Origin of the sequence: Stenotrophomonas sp. 704A1 (genome assembly GCF_030549525.1) — a bacterium.
GTDB lineage: Bacteria > Pseudomonadota > Gammaproteobacteria > Xanthomonadales > Xanthomonadaceae > Stenotrophomonas > Stenotrophomonas tuberculopleuritidis.
The window spans coordinates 3,532,845-3,550,078 of record NZ_CP130831.1; the positions used below are offsets into that span (position 1 = coordinate 3,532,845).

Annotated in this window: 14 protein-coding genes; 10 read left to right on the forward strand and 4 right to left on the reverse strand. The window is 69.4% G+C overall.

Going from position 1 to position 17,234, the window contains the following annotated elements; genetic code table 11:
• Positions 1 to 2 precede the first annotated feature (2 nt).
• Positions 3 to 830 carry a kinase gene (locus Q5Z10_RS16280; RefSeq protein WP_303636416.1) on the forward strand — a complete coding sequence of 276 codons (828 nt, stop codon included), beginning with the start codon at positions 3 to 5 and terminating at the stop codon, positions 828 to 830.
• A 6-nt stretch (positions 831 to 836) separates the two neighbouring features.
• Here Q5Z10_RS16280 and Q5Z10_RS16285 read toward each other — a convergent pair whose 3' ends face one another.
• Positions 837 to 1,040, reverse strand: a complete 204-nt coding sequence (locus Q5Z10_RS16285; RefSeq protein ID WP_025876997.1) for a dodecin family protein — start codon at positions 1,038 to 1,040, stop codon at positions 837 to 839.
• Positions 1,041 to 1,138: 98 nt separating this feature from the next.
• Here Q5Z10_RS16285 and Q5Z10_RS16290 point away from each other — a divergent pair, with 98 nt between their 5' ends.
• From Q5Z10_RS16290 to mdtD, 5 genes are all read left to right on the forward strand, one after another.
• On the forward strand, positions 1,139 to 1,681 hold the full coding sequence (locus Q5Z10_RS16290; protein ID WP_303636417.1) for a shikimate kinase: 543 nt from the start codon (positions 1,139 to 1,141) through the stop codon (positions 1,679 to 1,681).
• Positions 1,678 to 2,790: a 3-dehydroquinate synthase gene (aroB, locus tag Q5Z10_RS16295; protein ID WP_303636418.1), complete on the forward strand. Its 1,113-nt coding sequence runs from the start codon at positions 1,678 to 1,680 to the stop codon at positions 2,788 to 2,790. Before Q5Z10_RS16290 ends, aroB begins: the two co-directional genes overlap by 4 nt.
• A 120-nt stretch (positions 2,791 to 2,910) precedes the next feature.
• Positions 2,911 to 3,150 (forward strand): WGR domain-containing protein, encoded by a 240-nt coding sequence (locus tag Q5Z10_RS16300; RefSeq protein ID WP_303636419.1) that lies wholly within the window; start codon positions 2,911 to 2,913, stop codon positions 3,148 to 3,150.
• Positions 3,151 to 3,177: 27 nt separating this feature from the next.
• Positions 3,178 to 4,260, forward strand: coding sequence for a uroporphyrinogen decarboxylase (gene hemE, locus Q5Z10_RS16305; RefSeq protein WP_303636420.1), 1,083 nt, complete (start codon positions 3,178 to 3,180; stop codon positions 4,258 to 4,260).
• Positions 4,261 to 4,362: 102 nt separating this feature from the next.
• Entirely contained in the window at positions 4,363 to 5,772 is a 1,410-nt protein-coding gene (mdtD, locus tag Q5Z10_RS16310) for a multidrug transporter subunit MdtD (protein ID WP_303636421.1), read from the forward strand.
• Between the two features lie 395 nt (positions 5,773 to 6,167).
• Here mdtD and Q5Z10_RS16315 read toward each other — a convergent pair whose 3' ends face one another.
• On the reverse strand, positions 6,168 to 9,698 hold the full coding sequence (locus tag Q5Z10_RS16315) for a hybrid sensor histidine kinase/response regulator (protein WP_303636422.1): 3,531 nt from the start codon (positions 9,696 to 9,698) through the stop codon (positions 6,168 to 6,170).
• A 95-nt stretch (positions 9,699 to 9,793) separates the two neighbouring features.
• A complete protein-coding gene (locus tag Q5Z10_RS16320; protein ID WP_303636423.1) occupies positions 9,794 to 13,342 on the reverse strand; it encodes a hybrid sensor histidine kinase/response regulator in 3,549 nt (1,182 codons plus the stop codon).
• 163 nt (positions 13,343 to 13,505) lie between these two features.
• On the opposite strand from Q5Z10_RS16320, the gene Q5Z10_RS16325 reads away from it, so the two are divergent.
• From Q5Z10_RS16325 to Q5Z10_RS16335, 3 genes are read left to right on the forward strand one after another with little or no spacing between them, the layout of a single operon-like run.
• Positions 13,506 to 14,150, forward strand: coding sequence for a YceI family protein (locus Q5Z10_RS16325; protein ID WP_303636424.1), 645 nt, complete (start codon positions 13,506 to 13,508; stop codon positions 14,148 to 14,150).
• Positions 14,147 to 14,719 (forward strand): cytochrome b, encoded by a 573-nt coding sequence (locus Q5Z10_RS16330; RefSeq protein ID WP_303636425.1) that lies wholly within the window; start codon positions 14,147 to 14,149, stop codon positions 14,717 to 14,719. The genes Q5Z10_RS16325 and Q5Z10_RS16330 overlap by 4 nt, the downstream gene beginning before the upstream one ends.
• Positions 14,720 to 14,722: 3 nt before the next feature.
• Positions 14,723 to 15,295 (forward strand): YceI family protein, encoded by a 573-nt coding sequence (locus Q5Z10_RS16335; RefSeq protein WP_303636426.1) that lies wholly within the window; start codon positions 14,723 to 14,725, stop codon positions 15,293 to 15,295.
• A gap of 91 nt (positions 15,296 to 15,386) precedes the next feature.
• Here the strand turns inward: Q5Z10_RS16335 and Q5Z10_RS16340 are convergent, their stop codons facing one another.
• Entirely contained in the window at positions 15,387 to 15,614 is a 228-nt protein-coding gene (locus Q5Z10_RS16340) for a glutaredoxin family protein (RefSeq protein WP_303636427.1), read from the reverse strand.
• Positions 15,615 to 15,715: 101 nt separating this feature from the next.
• Between Q5Z10_RS16340 and Q5Z10_RS16345 the strand changes: the two genes are divergently transcribed.
• Entirely contained in the window at positions 15,716 to 17,098 is a 1,383-nt protein-coding gene (locus Q5Z10_RS16345) for an L-serine ammonia-lyase (protein ID WP_303636428.1), read from the forward strand.
• Positions 17,099 to 17,234 lie beyond the last annotated feature (136 nt).

The following is a 17,234-nucleotide window of genomic DNA, read 5'->3' on the forward strand; positions in this document are numbered from 1 at the left end:
GCATGGTCGCTGCAGCGTACATGCCCCACGTGAAAGGATTCCCGGAAACGCTTGCCGAGCAGGCGCTCGACGATGCGCTGGACAGCGGCGCAGCCGTTCCAGTATTGGCGATCAGCGGCCTGCAGGGGAGCGGCAAATCGACGCTGGCCGCGCAGATCGTGGCGCGCGCGCAGGTGCGCGGGCTGAACGCGGCCACGCTGTCGATCGATGATGTCTACCTGACCCGTGGCCAGCGCCAGCGCCTGGCCCGCCAGGTGCATCCGCTGCTGATCACCCGCGGCCCGCCGGGCACCCATGACCTGCCGCTGGCGCATGCGGTGCTGGATGCGGTGGCCGCACGCCAGCCCGTGGCCTTGCCGCGCTTCGACAAGCTGGCCGACGAGCGCCTGCCCGAGGCTCAGTGGCCGCAGCTGCAGCAGCCATTGGATCTGCTGGTGTTCGAAGGCTGGTTCCTCGGCACGCCGGCACAGGACGAAGCCGACCTGCTGGCACCGCTCAACGCCCTGGAGCGCGAAGCCGACGCCGACGGCCGTTGGCGGCACTGGTGCAACCAGGCCTTGGCGCGCGACTACCCGGCGCTGTGGCAACGCTGCGATCGTCTGTGGTTCCTGCAGCCGCCGGATTTCTCGGTGGTGCCGCGCTGGCGCTGGCAGCAGGAGCAGAACCTGCAGACCGCGCAGCCGGGCCGGCACGGCATGAGCCGGCCGCAGCTGGAGCGCTTCGTGCAGTACTACGAGCGGGTCAGCCGGCAGGCGCTGCGCGCACTGCCCGCGCTGGCCGACCACGTGGTGGTGCTGGACGGCCAGCGCCAGGTGCAGAGCGTGCGCTGAGGGCGGCTACTCGACCAGGAAGGTCACCCGCAGGTTCACCCGCCACTCGGTGATTTCACCGTTGCCATCGGTCACCACCTTGGTTTCGTTGATCCAGGCGCCCTGGATCCCCTTGACCGTCCCGGAGACCTTCTTCAAGCCACTGCGCACCGCATCCTCCACGCTCTTGGGCGAAGACGCATTGATTTCGATGACCTTGGCAACCGACATGGCAGGTACTCCGTCAAGCGCGGGAAACCCCGCAGGAACGCCCACCCTGACGTGAAGAACGTAAAGGCCAGGGCACGGAGGTGTTAGGATCAGAGGGCATGAATCCCGCTCCGAACCTGATCCTGATCGGCCCGATGGGCGCCGGTAAAACCTGCATCGGCCGCCGCCTCGCCGAGCGCTTCACGCTGGACTTCGTCGATGTCGACCAGGTCATCGTCGATGCCGCCGGCGCCAGCATCCCGACCCTCTTCGAGCATTCCGGCGAAGCCGGCTTCCGTGCCCACGAACGCCAGGCGCTGGCGGAGGTACTGGCCGGGCGCGGCCAGCTGGTCTCCACCGGTGGCGGCGCGGTGCTGGATCCGGACAACCGCCGCCTGATCGCCCGGCGCGGCTTCGTGGTCTACCTGCGGGTCGGCGTGGCCGCCCAGCTCGAGCGGCTGGCGCGCGACAAGGGCCGGCCGCTGCTGCAGCGACCGGACCGCGAGCAGGTACTGCACGACCTGGCCGCGCAGCGCGACCCGCTGTACCGCGAGCTGGCCGACCTCACCCTGGATACCGACCCGTACACCGCCGCCGATGCGACGGCCCAGCTTGTGGTCAAGCTGGCCACGCAATGGCAGCGACAGGACCCCACTGCATGACCTCCCCTGCCCTGCTGCAGGTCGCCGTTGGCGGCGACCGTCCCTACACCATCACCATCGGCACCGGTGCCCAGGCCGACGGCGCCGCACTCGCCGCCCACGTGCGTGGCCGCCATGCATTGCTGGTCAGTGACAGCGAGGTGGCACCGCGCTACCTGGCTGCCGTGAAGCAGGCCCTGCTGGCCGCACGCCCGGACCTGATCGTTGCCGAGCATGTCCTGGCCGCCGGCGAGGCCTCCAAGACCCTGGCCGAGTTCGGCCGCGCGATCGAAGCGCTGGCCGCACTGGGCGCCACCCGCGATGCCTGCGTGTTCGCACTCGGCGGCGGCGTGGTCGGCGACCTCGCCGGTTTCGCTGCCGCCTGCTGGATGCGCGGCGTGGACTGCGTGCAGTTGCCGACCACCCTGCTGGCGATGGTCGATTCCTCCGTCGGCGGCAAGACCGCCGTGGATATTCCGGCCGGCAAAAACCTGGTCGGCGCCTTCCACCCGCCGCGTGCGGTGATCGCCGACACCCGCGTGCTGGCCACCCTGCCGCCACGCGAGCTGCGCGCTGGCCTGGCCGAAGTGGTGAAGTACGGCGCGCTGGGCGACGCGGCATTCTTCGACTGGCTGCAGCAGCATGCCGCTGCGCTGCTCGATGGCGAGCAGGCCGTGATCGCCGAAGCCATCGCCCGCAGCTGCCGGCACAAGGCGGCGATCGTCGCGCGCGATCCCTTCGAGAAGGGCGAACGTGCCCTGCTCAACCTGGGCCACACCTTCGGCCATGCCATCGAAACCGAGCAGGGCTATTCCGCACCGGGCCGCGACGCGCTGAACCACGGCGAGGCGGTGGCGGTGGGCATGGTCCTGGCGGCGAAACTGTCCAGCGCGCTGGGCCTGGCCGACGACGCCGACCGGGCGCGCCTGCAGGCCCTGCTGCAACAGCTCGACCTGCCGGTGGCGATCCCGGCCGGGCTCGATCCGCAGGCCCTGCTCGGGCGCATGCGCCTGGACAAGAAGAACGTGGCCGGCCGCCTGCGCCTGGTGCTGTGGCGCGGCATCGGCCGCGCCGAAGTGGTGCCCGATGTGGACGAGGCCGCGGTGCTGAAGGTGCTGGCTGCGGGCTGACCGCTTGCGCGCTCGCCGGGCATGGCCCGGCGCTGCCGGGACGATTCACGAGGTTATCGGCCAGCGGCCGGCGCTACCGCGTTGCGGCCGGGGTCACCCTGGCCCCGCTACAATCGGCACATGCACGTCCACCTGCAACAACCCGCCATCGGCACCGAGGTACCGCGCTTCCTGCGCCTGACCCTGCTACCGGACCTGTTCGGCGGCTGGGAACTGCTGCGCGAATCCGGTCGCGTCGGGGCCCGCTCGCAGCTGCGGCGCGAGGTGTACCTGCACGCCGACGAAGCCCGCCACGCCTTCGACAAGGCCCGCGATGCCGAGCTGCATCGCGGCTTCCAGATCCTTTCGCACGGCGATTGAACGCGCCGCCGCCACTTCGCACAAGGAATGCCCATCGTGACCCGCCCTCTCCGCAACGATCGCCTGCTGCGCGCCCTGCGCCGTGAACCGGTGGACTGCACCCCTGTCTGGCTGATGCGCCAGGCCGGCCGCTACCTGCCGGAGTACCGCGCCACCCGGGCCAAGGCCGGCAGCTTCCTGGCCATGGCCAAGAACCCGGAGATCGCCTGCGAAGTCACCCTGCAGCCGTTGCGCCGCTTCCCGCTGGACGCCGCCATCCTGTTCTCCGACATCCTCACCATTCCCGATGCGATGGGCCTGGAGCTGTATTTCGTCGAAGGCGAAGGCCCCAAGTTCCGTCACCCGGTACGCGACGAAGCCGCCATCGCCAGGCTGACCGTGCCGGACATGGAGCAGGACCTGGGCTATGTGATGGACGCAGTGCGCCTGATCCGCCGCGAACTGGACGGCCAGGTGCCGCTGATCGGCTTCTCGGGCAGCCCGTGGACGCTGGCCTGCTACATGGTGGAAGGCGGCGGCAGCAAGGATTTCGCCCGCATCAAGGCGATGGCGCTGAACCATCCGCAGGCCCTGCACCGCCTGCTGGAAGTCACCACCGATGCGGTCATCGCCTACCTGGGCGCACAGCGCGCGGCCGGCGCGCAGGCCCTGCAGGTGTTCGACACCTGGGGCGGCGTGCTGTCGCCGGCGATGTACCGCGAGTTCTCGCTGCGCTACCTGCAGCGGATTGCCCAGGGCCTGGACCGTGGCCAGGGCAGCGAGCGCACGCCGCTGATCCTGTTCGGCAAGGGCACCGGCCTGCACCTGGAAGCGCTGTCACAGACCGGTGCCGATGCGCTGGGCCTGGACTGGACGCTGGACCTGGACGAGGCGATGCGCCGTACCGGTGGCCGCGTCGCCCTGCAGGGCAACCTCGACCCGACCACGCTGTACGCCTCGCCCGATGCGATCGCTGCCGCTGCGGCGCGGGTGCTGGATACCTATGCCGCTGGAAACGGGGGCTCGCGCGAAGGCCACGTGTTCAATCTGGGCCACGGCATGTCGCCGGACATGGACCCGGCGCACGTGCAGGTGCTGGTTGACGCGGTGCACGCGCACAGCCGTCGCTGAGCGTCCGGCTCGCTCACTGCGCGATCGGGACCACCGTCTTTATCGCGCCGTGACCCGCAGTGCGCGATCATGGCGTCCCCCACGCAGCACCGGCCGCACGCCATGTCCGCACCGCCAGACGACTACTCCCGCCACCGCCCCCTGCTGTGGCTGGTCTCGCTGGCGATCTTCATGCAGATGCTGGATTCGACCATCGTCAACACGGCCCTGCCGGCGATGGCCGCCAGCCTCGGCGAAAGCCCGCTGCAGATGCAGTCGGTGGTGTTCAGCTATGCACTGGCGGTGGCTACCTTCATCCCGGCATCGGGCTGGATTGCCGACCGCTACGGCACCCGGCGCACCTTCCTGGTGGCCATCATCCTGTTCACCCTGGGGTCGCTGGCCTGCGCGCTGGCCCAGCACCTGCACCAGCTGGTCGGCGCCCGCGTGCTGCAGGGCATCGGCGGCGCGATGCTGCTGCCGGTCGGCCGCCTGGCGGTGATGCGTTCGGTCGCGCGCGAGCAGTTCCTGCGCGCGATGAGCTTCATCGCCATCCCCGCGCTGGTGGGCCCGCTGATCGGGCCGACGCTCGGCGGTTGGCTGGTCGAAATCGCCTCATGGCACTGGGTGTTCCTGATCAACCTGCCGATCGGCGTGATCGGATTCATCGCCGCGATGAAGATCATGCCCGACCATTACGCCAGCCATCGCACCCGCTTCGACCTGCGCGGCTATCTCATGCTGGCCTTCGCGATGGTGGTGCTGTCACTGGCACTGGATGGCATTTCCGGGCTCGGCACCCCGCATGCGCTGGTGATGCTGATGACGGTCGCGGGCCTGGCCGCGCTGGTGGGCTACTGGTTGCATGCCGCCAATTCCACGGCACCGCTGTTCTCGCTGGCGTTGTTCCGGGTGCCGAGCTACCGCATCGGCATTCTCGGCAACCTGTTCTCGCGCATCGGCAGCAGCGCCATGCCGATGCTGATTCCGCTGCTGCTGCAGGTCGGCCTGGGGCTGGGACCGATGAACGCCGGGCTGATGATGGTGCCGGTGGCCGCCGCCGGCATGGTCTCGAAGAAGCTGGCGGTGAGGCTGGTGGAGCGCTACGGCTACCGCCGCGTGCTGATGGTCAACACGGTGCTGGTCGGGCTGGCGATGGCCAGCTTCATCCTGATGACCCCGGGCCAGCACCTGGCGTGGCGCCTGCTGCAGCTGGCGTTCTTCGGTGCGGTCAATTCGCTGCAGTTCACCGTGATGAACACCGTCACCCTGCGCGACCTCGACCGCGAGTTCGCCAGCTCCGGCAACAGCCTGCTGTCGATGGTGATGATGCTGGCGGCCGGCTTCGGCGCCGCCGCGGCCGGCAGCCTGCTGGCGGCATTCGGCAGCCATCTGGATGGCCACGGCGCGACAGCGGCGCTGCATGCCACCTTCCTGTGCGTGGGCGCGATAACGCTCACATCGACGCTGATCTTCTGGCAGCTGCCCGATACCAGGCCCGAGCCGCGCCAGGTGGAAGAAGTAGCGGAGTAGAGCGCCTGCAGGGCTGCGCCCTGCACCTGCCGAAGCCAGGGCAACAGCAACAGCAACTGCAACAGCGGAATTCCATGGGATGGCGGGTGCCACCCCGCCTTCGACAATATTCCGCGATCTGTTGAATCTCGATCGATCAATTCCGGGATCTGACTGACGTGTCGACCGAGGTCGACATCGACCAACAGCCACGGCGATCTGTCAGAGGCGGGGCGGTGTCGGAGTGCGGGGTTTCAGCCGCATGGATGCGGCTGAAAAGCCTACACGGACGTACTTGCGGCGTCCCCGCACTCCGACACCGCCCCGTCATCCCACGCAATCCCCGCCATTGCCGTTGCCGTTGCTGTTGCTCTGGCTTCGGCAGGTGCAGGGCGCAGCCCTGCCGCCCCCCCTCCTTACCGCCCCAGCACGCGCGCGATCGCTTCCACCAGCAGCTCACCGGTCACCGGCTTGCGCAGGAAGCCACCGATGCCCGCCGCCTCCACCTGCTGCTGCAGGTCCGGATCGGTACGCGCCGTCACCGCCAGCAGCGGCAGCATGTAGCCCTGGTTGCGCAGGTGCTGGGCCAGTTCGAAGCCGCTCAGGCCCGGCAGGTCCAGATCCAGCAGGCCGACATCGAAATCGCCGGCGCTGATCTCGCGCAGCGCCGCCAGCGCGTGGCCGGCGTGTACCACTTCATGCCCGCGGGCACTGAGCAGGCCGCACATCACATCGGCCACGGTCGCATCGTCTTCCACCAGCAGCACCCGCAGCGCCGGCAGGCTGGCCACGGCATCGGCGCCCTCGCCTTCGGCGCCGCCCTCGCCCGCGCTGTCCTGCTGCACCGGCAACGGCAGACTGACGCCGAAGCAGGTGCCGTTGCCAAGCTGGCTTTCCACCCGGATGCGGCCCTGCATCGCCAGTGCCAGTTCGCGGCAGATCGCCAGGCCCAGGCCACTGCCGCCGTACTGCGCGGCCGTGCGCGCGCCATCGGCCTGTTCAAAGCGGCGGAACAGCCGTTGCTGCTGTTCCTGGCTGATACCAGGACCGGTATCGCGCACTTCGAAATACAGGCCCTGCGTGCCGTCATCGCAGCGCGCGTGCAGGGTGATGCTGCCGCGGCTGGTGAACTTGACTGCGTTGGACAGCAGGTTGAGCAGGATCTGGCGCACCCGCATGGCGTCACCGGTGGCCTGCAGTCCCGCCGGCAGCTGGTTGTCGAGGATGAAGCGCAGGCCCTTCTGCGCGGCCAGTGGCCCCATCAGCGCGGCGAGGTCCTGAAGCAGGCGGTTGAGCGGGAACGGATTGGACTGCAGTTCCAGTCGCCCCGATTCGATCCGTGCCAGGTCCAGCGCGTCGTTGACCAGGTGCAGCAGGTGCTCGCCGGCATGCCGGATCGACTGGGTGTAGCCGCGCTGCTGCGGATCCAGCGGTGACGCCAGCAGCAGTTCGCTCATGCCTAGCACGCCGGTCATCGGCGTGCGGATTTCGTGGCCGAGGTTGGCCAGGAAGCGGGTCTTGGCCGCCGACGCGTGCTCGGCCAGCTCCTGCTTGTGCAGCGCCAGCTGGTAGGCATGCCGGCGCTGCAGGCGCCGCCGGTACAACCAGGCGAACCAGCTGGTCAGCAGCAGCGCGATCGAGGCCAGTACCAGCAGGCCGGACAGGCTGCGCCACCACGGCGGCTGCACGTGGAATTCCAGGGTCTGCACCCGCGACCAGACATGGTCGGCCGAGCGCGCCTGCACTTCCAGGCGGTACGCGCCGGGCGGCAGGCGCGAGAACAGACGTTCGCCTGCCGGCCCCACTTCCACCCAGTCCGGGTCGTAACCGGCCAAGCGGTAGCGGTAGGTATTGGACGCCGAATCGGCGAAGGACAACAACCGCGCGACGATGCGCAGGTCGCGGTCGCCGTCGGCGATCTGCAGCGGGGTGTCGTGGGTCAGGTCCAGCAGCTGCTCGTTGCGGCGCACCTCCACCCGCTCGATCACCAGCGGCGCACGCCGCGTGGACGGGCGCACCTGCTCGGGGTCGAACACCACCACGCCGGCCGGCGTGCCGGCCACCATGCGGCCGGTGGCCGTGGCCACCAGCGTGTGCTCCCGGAATTCCTGGCTGGGCAGGCCGTCATGCACGCCGTACAGGCGCACGCTGGCGCCATCGGCGCTCACCCGCACCAGCCCACGGGCGCTGGTGGCCCAGGCCACGCCCTGCGCATCGACCACCAGCCCGGTGGCCGAGATCGCCGGATAGCCCTGTTCGGCACCGACCACCGCCTGCCGCTCCAAGCGGCCCTGGCTCCACCGATAGCGTGACAGGCGGCCGTCCTCGGACAACCAGACCTGCCCGTCCTGGCCGACGTGCAGGGCATACACCGCGGTGGCCGGCGCGCCGGGTACCGGCTGGAAGCGCTGGGCATCCGGCTGCCACTGCAGCAGGCCGCGGCTGCTGGCCAGCCAGATCCGGTCCTGCGGCCCGCATTCCACGGCCAGGTTGAGCTGCCCGGCCTGCAGGCCGTCCTCGCCATTCTCCAGGCGGCGGCGCACGTGGCCCTCCAGATCGCGCTGCTGCAGGCCCGCCGACAGCATCAACCAGAGGCTGTCGCCGTCGCAGGTCATCATCGCCTCGATGTTGCCTTCCATGGTCGCGTCGGCGCCGGCATCGCGACCCCAGCGCCGCAGCTCGCCGCGGCGCGGGTCGTAACGCATCAGCGCATCGGTGGAGCCGACCCAGACCCGGCCCTGCCGGTCCTCGCGCACCGAGGTCAGCCAGTGCATGCCATTGACGAAGGTCCGGTGCTGTTCGATCGTGCCGGTACGTGGATCGAAGCGGTCCAGCGCACCGTGGCTGCCAACGGTCCAGACCCCGCCATTGGCGGATGGACTGGTGCCGAGCACATAGGAATTGCGCAGCGAGGACGGATCATCCTCCAGCCGCGAGAACACCGAGAACTGCCACCAGCGCGGCAGCAGATGCCACAGCCCGGCATTGGTGCTGGCCAGCCAGATGCCACCTTCGCGGTCCTCATAGGCGCCGGTCCAGTTCGGCCGCACCTGGCCACGCGCGATCGCGCTGTACAGCGGCACCGTCTGGAACTGGCCGTCGATCGCGCGGCCCAGGCCGCTGCGGGTATCCAGCCAGTGCCCGCCCTGTTCGTCACGCAGCATCATGCCCAGCACCTGGTCGCCCGCCGGCAGCGACCACGGCACCGGCTCGAAATGGCCGTCCGGCCGGCGCACCGTGGCTCCGGCCAGGGTGCTGATCCACAGGCTGCCATCGGGTTCGGTGCTGAGGCCGTTGATCAGCAGGCTGGGCACCAGGCTGCTGCCGACCCGCTCGAAGTCGGTGCCGGTCCAGCGCGCGACGCCGTGCTTGGTGCCCACCCACAGGCTGCCGTCGGCCAGGGTCGCCAGATAGGGCACCGACGCCGCCGGCACGCTGCGTGGATTGTTCGCCTCGGGCAGGAACCGCTGCAGGCGGTCATTGCTGTCGAGCCGGTACAGGCCGCCTTCGTGGGTACCGAACCAGATCGCGCCATCGGGCGTGGTGGCCAGGCTCCATACCGTGTTGCTGCCCATCAGCGGCTGGCTGCTGCGGTCGTAGAAGCGCAGCTGGCGCCGGTCGGCCGACATCCGCACCAGCCCGGCGTTCTCAGTTCCGATCCACAGTTCGTTGCGCGCATCCACCAGCACGCTCCAGATGCGGTTGTCGCGCAGCCCGTCTTCGGAACGCCAGATCCGGTAGTTGCGGCCGTCATAGCGGGCCAGGCCATCGTTGGTGGCGATCCACAGGTAGCCGTAGCGGTCTTCGGCCATGCGGTTGACCGTGTTGGACGGCAAGCCGTCGAACACCGTGACCTGCCGCGGCGTCGGTGGCACCGGCTGCGCCGCGGCGGGCGCCACGCAGCACAGCAGGATCAGCAGCAGCGTTGCCGCCCGCAGATACGCCACCGATTGCCTCCTCATGCTGCTGATGATGATCCCACGCCGTGGGCGTCGGCATGGTAAACCGAAAGTCACGCAATTCACGCCGCGCACTGCCGTGCCTAGACGTTGCTCTGCCGTTTTCCGCGTGCCTGGGCAATCGCTGCCACCAGCAGATCGCCCGTGACCGGCTTGCGCAGGAAACCATCGAAGCCGGCCGCCAGCACCTGCGTTTCGGCGTAGGCATCCGAACGTGCGGTCACCGCCACCAGCGGCAGTTCGTAGCCCAGTGCACGCAGCTGGCGGGCAATGGCGGTGCCATCCAGTGCCGGCAGGTCCAGGTCGAGCAGGCCGACATCGAAGCCCTCGGTCGCGATCTCCGACAGTGCGCCCAGGCCGTGCAGCACATGCACCACGCTGTGGCCGCGACCGCGCAGCAGCCCGGCGATCACCTCGGCCACGGTTGCATCATCCTCGACCAGCAGGATGCGCAGCGGCGGCAGCGCCGGCGATGCCATCGCCTCGCCCGACGCGGTGGCCTGCTGCGGCGTCCACGGCAACGGCAGGCGCACCGCGAAACGCGCGCCGCGGCCCGGCTGGCTGTCCACGTCGATGCGGCCACCCATCGCCACCGCCAGTTCCTGGCAGATCGCCAGGCCCAGCCCGCTGCCGCCATAGCGCGACGCGGTACGCGGGCCGTCGGCCTGTTCGAAGCGGTGGAACAGGCGATGCTGCTGTTCGGCGTTGATGCCCGGCCCGCTGTCGCTGACTTCGAACGTCACTGCGCCGCCGTCGGCCTCCAGCCGCGCCCCCAGCCCGACATGGCCGCGTTCTGTGAACTTGATGGCGTTGCCGAGCAGGTTGAGCAGGATCTGGCGGACCCGCATTTCATCGCCACTGACGCTGATCGGGCCGGGCAGCGCATCCTCGCGTCGGAACGCCAGCTGGCGCTGGCTCGCCATCGGCTGCATCAGCGCCTGCACCTGGTCGAGCAGGCCGTTCAGGTCGAACGGGCGGATGTCCAGTTCCAGCCGCCCGGCCTCGATCCGTGCCAGGTCCAGCGCATCATTGACCAGCCGCAGCAGATGGCTGCCTGCCTGCTGGATCGACCCGGCGTAGCCACGCTGTTCCGGATCCAGTTCGGTGGCCAGCAGCAGTTCGCTCATGCCCAGCACGCCGGTCATCGGCGTGCGCACCTCGTGGCCGAGGGTGGCCAGGAAGCGGCTCTTGGCCTGCGAGGCCTGCTCGGCGATCTGCTGCTTGTGCACGGTCAGCTGCCACTGCTGGCGGCGGCGCAGGCGCCGCCGGATCGACCACACCAACGCCAGCAGCAGCAACGAGCCGAGCATCACGTAGCCGAAGATCGCCATGCCACTGCGCCACCACGGCGGCAGCACCTTGACGTGCAGCTGCTGCGAGGGCGTCCACGGGCCGCTGGCCGATGCCGCCTGCACGTCGATCGCATACACCCCGGGGGGCAGCCGCGACAAGGTCCGCTGGCCATCGCCACCCTGCTCCACCCAGTTCTGGTCGTAGCCCTGTACCCGGAACCGGTAACGGTTGCCTGCCGGGTTGGCGTAGGACAGCAGGCGCGCGTCGATCTGCAGATCGCGGTCATCCGGTCCCAGCAGCAGCGGCCCGGTGGTCGGCAGCGGCTGCCAGCCGCGGGCGTCATCACGGCGCACCCGCACCTGCGCGATCACCAGCTGCGAGGGCGGCAGCGCCAGGTCGGCTGCATCGGGATCGAACCCGACCAGGCCGGTCTGGGTGACGGCCAGCACCCGCCCATCGGCACCGATGGCCGGCGGGCGCTGGGTGAACTCGGCGTCGAGCAGGCCATCGCGTTCGTTGAACAGCTGCACGCGCCGCAGTCTGGGATCCCAGCGCAGCAGCCCGCGTGGCGTGGTCGCCCACAGCCGCCCGTCGCGGGCCAGCGCCAGGCCGCCCATGCTGACCGGTGGCATCCCGGCGGTGGCATCCACGCGCTGGATCAGGCGCAGGCTCAACCCGTCCCACTGGTAGCGCTCGAACGCGCCCAGGCGCGCCACCCAGACCTGGTTCGGATCGATCCACAGCAGATCGTAGATGCTGCCCGCGGACACCCCCGGCACCGCTTCGAAACGATCGGCCTGCTCGCGCCAGATGCCGAGTTCGCCCATCACCCAGGCCCGCCCGCGCGGGTCGAAGCGGATCTGTTCGATCGGTGCGTCGGTGGCGCCGTGCAGGGCGCCCAGGCTGAAACTGCGCAGCAGCCGTCCATCGGCACTGCGCTGCTGCAGCCCCAGATTCATCACCGACACCCAGACCGTGCCATCCGGTGCCTGCCGCATCAGGTCGATGCGCTGGCGCAGGTCGGCCCCGCCTTCGATGCGCCAGTCGCGCAGCGCGCGGGTGGTCGGATCGTACTCGCTGATGCGCCCGGCACGGCCCAGCCACAGCCGCCCGTCCGGGCGCGGCAATACCGACCACACCGCGCCGCTGCCCAGTTCGCGATCGCTGGCCAGCAGGCTCAACGTGCCCTGCGCATCCAACCGGTAGACGCCGTGGGCCGAACCGACGTAATAGTTCCGGCCATCGCTGGCCGCGCTCAGCAGATACTGGCTGTCCAGCGGTTTGCCATCGACCTGGTACCAGGTGGAAAAGCGGCGCCAGTCCGGCGGCAGGTAGGCCAGGCCCTGGGTCAGCAGCGCCACCCACAGCCCCCCCTCATGATCCTGCAGCAGATCCAGCACGCCACTGTGACCGGTCAGGAAGCCACTGCCACGGTCGCCTTCCAGCCGGCGCAGCTGCTGTGCATCCCCGCGCAGCAGCCCATCGGAGGTGCCCGCCCAGTAGCCGCCCTGCCGATCGGGCAGGACCAGCGCCGAACGCAGCTGGGCGCTGCCGGCCCATGCGGGGCGGCTGACCTGGTCGTGCACGTCGACGCGGAACAGGCCGTCGCCCTGGGTTCCCACCCAGATCGCGCCGTCGCTGTCGCGGCTCAGCCGCAGCACGCTGACCGTGCCCAGTTCGCGCGGCGCGATGGCCTCGAAGGCCTGCCCGTTCCAGCGCGCCAGACCGGCCTCGGTGCCGACCCACAGCCGGCCCTGCGCATCGACAAGACTGCTGTAGACGGTATCGCTGGGCAACCCCCCGGGATGCGCGCGGTCGTGGCGGAAGTGGCGCAGGCTGCCGTCCTCGCCGACGCGGCACACGCCGTGGCTGCTGCTGCCGATCCACAGCGCGCCCTCGGCGTAGGCCAGCGTCCAGAACTGCCCCTGGCAGCCCTCGCTGATGGCCTCGAAGGTCCTGAAACGCTCGCGGTCCGCATCCAGCCGGGCCAGGCCCTTGCCGTTGATGCCGACCCAGACTCGGTCGAGCGGATCCACCAGCAGGGTCTCGATTTCGTTGCCCGGCAGGGAATCGCGCTGCGTGGGGTCGTGTTCCCAGACCCGCAGCTCGCCGCCGTCGTAGCGGACCAGGCCGCCATCGGTGGCGGCCCAGACATGGCCCTGGCGGTCTTCGGCCAACGCCAGCACCATGCGCGACGGCAACCCTTCGGCCGCACCGAAGCGCCGCATGCGCGGTGTTTCTCCCGCCATGTCCAAGGTCGTGGCCAACGCCGAAAGCGTCCACAGCACCAGACCTGCTCCTGCGATGCCTTGGCACCACCGGCGCCAGCCGTTCGTCATCCTGAACCCCCTGTCCTGTCCCGATTGTCACACACGGTCGGGGCCATCGCTGCAACAGCCTGTTTCCAGCCGCATCGCCACCACGAACTGTTGCAGCCGTGCACACAGCGTTGCCGGGAGCCTGTGGGTATGATCGAACGACCTTTTCCAGAGCCCTTCGCCCATGCGCTTCTGCCTGGCCCTGCTGCCGATGCTGCTTGCCACCGCCCCCGCCTGGGCCGGCACCGAGGCCTACCGCATCGATCCGGTGCATACCCGCGTGCTGTTTGCGATCGACCACGCCGGGTACTCGCAGGCGCTGGGCACGATCTCCGGAAGCCAGGGCCATCTGCAGTTCGATAGCGACAACTGGCAGGACGCGACCCTGGAGGTCGAGATCCCGGTGTCGCGATTGGACCTCGGGGATGCCAAATGGAACCAGGCCACCCTGGCCCGCAGCCTGCTGGATGGCGAACGCTTCCCCACCGCGCGCTTCGTGTCCAGCCGGGTCGAACCGATCGATGACCAGCGTGCGCGGGTGGTCGGCACCCTGACCCTGCGCGGGGTCAGCCAGGAGGTCACGCTGGACGTGACCCGCAATGCGGTCAAGCGCTACCCGCTGCCCCCGTTCCGGCGCACCGCCGGCTTCTCGGCGACCACCACGTTGAGCCGGAGCGCATTCGGCATTACCGCCTGGCCGGGCGTAATCGGCGACACCGTGCAGGTCAGGATCGAGGCTGAAGCCACCCTCGACCGCAGCGACAGGCCGGGAACTCCCGCCCCGGACGCACACTCCGACAGCCAGACGGCCCCCAAGGATCCTTCATGACCGCCAAGAACACCCCCGCCGCCTGGGGCAGCGTCAGCCAGACCCTGCACTGGTTGATCGCCCTGCTGATCCTCACCCTCGGCGTGGTCGGCCTGACCATGGGCGAGCTGCCCAAGACCCCGAAGTACTTCTGGGTCTACACCGCGCACAAATCGATCGGCATCACCGTGCTGGCACTGGTGCTGCTGCGCCTGGGCTGGCGCCTGTATGCCGGCGCGCCCAGGCCGGTGCCGGGCGTGCCCAGCTGGCAGGAGCGCATCGCCAGTGCCACCCACGTGCTGCTGTATGTGCTGATGTTCGCCATTCCGCTGTCGGGCTGGCTGTACGACTCGGCCAGCGGCCTGCGTCCGTTCCGCTGGTTCGGCCTGGTCGATGTGCCCAAGCTGAGCGGCCCCGACCCGCAGGTCGTGGCGGTCTCCCACGCCATCCACGAGTATGGATTCTGGCTGTTGATCGCGGTGGTGCTGGCCCACGCCGGCGCCGCCTTCTACCACCACCTGTTCCAGCGCGACGCCACGCTGTCCCGGATGTTGCCGCGCGGCTGGCTCGCCTCTCCCCAGAAGGACTGAACGATGACCCTGAAACTGACCACCCCGGCCGCCGTGGCCGCCGCCCTGGCCGGCATGCTGGCCGCCGCTCCGGTGTTTGCCGCCGACTACGCGCAGGCGCCGGGCGCCGGTTCGTTCCTGGCCTTCGCCAGCAAGTACGACGGCGAAGTGTTCACCGGCAGCTTCCCCGGTTTTGCGACCCGGCTCAGCTTCGACCCGGCCAACCCGGCCGCCGGATCGCTGGACGTGGTGATTCCGCTGGCCGGCGCCAAGAGCGGCAACAGCGACCGTGACTCGACCCTGCAGGGCGCGGACTTCTTCAATGTCGGCAAGTTCGCCACCGCGCGCTACACCGCCAAGGGCTTCCGCGCGATCGGCAACGACCAGTTCGCTGCCGACGGCACGCTGGAACTGCGGGGTGTCAGCAAGCCGGTCACCTTCACCTTCAGCTGGAAGCCGGGTGCGCAGCCGGTGCTGACCGGCAAGGCCACGGTCAAGCGCCTGGACTTCGGCGTGGGCGGCGGCGACTGGGCCGATACCAAGACCATCCCCGACGAAACCGCGATCAGCACGATCGTGAAGTTCAACCCGAAATAAGACGCGTCCCACGCCGTCACCGCCGCCGGGCATGGCCCGGCGCGACCGAAGCCCCCTGGAACAGGGTAGCGCCGGGCCATGCCCGGCGGATTCAACCTGCGGCCAGCCAGGCCTGCACCCTGGCCGCGTCGAACGGCCAGTCCAGCTCGCGGTCGCCGCGCTCATCGCGCAGCACCGGTACCCGCGCGCCATAGCGCGCCTCCAGCCCCGGCTGGTCGTCCAGGAACACCGACTCGAACTCCGGCGCACGCGCCCGCGCCAGTTCGGCCAGCGCCATGTCGCACAGGTGGCAGTCGTCGCGCTGGAACAGGATCAACACCGGCGTTCGCTCCCTTCGGCGGAATGCTGCGCCGCAGTCATGGAACGGCGGCGTGAACCGCTAGAATAGCGTTCTCTCCCGGTACCCGCAGTACGGCAACCATGGCTGTCAGCACGTTCGACGTTTTCAAGATCGGCATTGGCCCGAGCTCCTCGCACACCGTCGGGCCGATGAAGGCCGCCGAGCGCTTCATCCACCGCTGGCTGCTCGACCCGGGCCGCCTGCAGGAGGTCGTACGCATCCGCGCCGATGTCTACGGCTCGCTGGCGTTGACCGGCCGCGGCCATGGCACCGACAAGGCGATCCTGCTCGGCCTGGAAGGCCAGCGCCCGAACCTGATCGACCCGGACATCATTCCGGCCACGCTGGAACGCATCCGCAGCAGCAAGCGCATCCAGCTGATGGGCCAGCACGAGATCGCCTTCGACGAGAAGCGCGACCTCGGCATGAACAAGCGGCAGAAGCTGCCTTACCACACCAATGGCATGCGCTTCACCGCGTACAACGCCGATGACGAAGTGATCGCCACCCGCGACTACTACTCGGTGGGCGGCGGCTTCGTGGTCAACCAGGACGATGCCGCCGATGACCGCATCGTGCCCGATGAAACGCCGCTGCCCTACCCGTTCAGGAGCGGCGACGAGCTGCTGGCGCAGACCGCACGCAGCGGCCTGAGCATCGCCCAGCTGATGTTCGAGAACGAGAAGTGCTGGCGCAGCGAAGACGAGATCCGCGCCAACCTGCGTGAGATCTGGAGCGCGATGCAGTCATGCGTGGCGCGCGGCATCCGCGAGGAAGGCGTGCTGCCGGGTGGGCTGAAGGTGGGTCGCCGCGCACCGGCGCTGTACCGCGAACTGTCCTCCAAACCGGAAGCGGCGATGCGCGATCCGCTGACCACGCTGGACTGGGTCAACCTGTACGCGCTGGCCGTGAACGAGGAGAACGCCGCCGGCGGCCGCGTGGTCACCGCGCCGACCAACGGCGCGGCCGGCGTGCTGCCCGCGGTGCTGCACTACTTCGACCGCTTCTGCCCCGGTGCGAACGAACAGCGTGTGTTCGATTTCCTGCTGACCTCGGCGGCGATCGGCATCCTGTACAAGGAAAACGCGTCGATCTCCGGTGCCGAAGTGGGCTGCCAGGGCGAAGTGGGCGTGGCCTGCTCGATGGCCGCCGGTGGCCTGGTGGCCGCGCTCGGTGGCAACCCGAGCCAGATCGAGAACGCTGCGGAAATCGGCATGGAGCACAACCTCGGCCTGACCTGCGATCCGATCGGCGGCCTGGTGCAGATTCCGTGCATCGAACGCAATGCCATGGGTGCGGTGAAGGCGATCAATGCCTCGCGCATGGCCATGCGCGGCGACGGCAAGCACAAGGTGTCGCTGGACAAGGTGATCAAGACCATGCGCGATACCGGTCGCGACATGCAGGACAAGTACAAGGAAACCAGCCGTGGCGGCCTGGCGGTGAACGTCATCGAGTGCTGAGGCGTAGCGCCGGGCCCATGCTCGGCGCCGCATGACGGCCTGCATCCGGGCCCTTGGCAGAGTCGGCCGTGGGTCGACCAGCGCGCGCAGCGCGACGCTGCGCAACGCGACATCGTCACTGCGTTCCGGTTAGGCT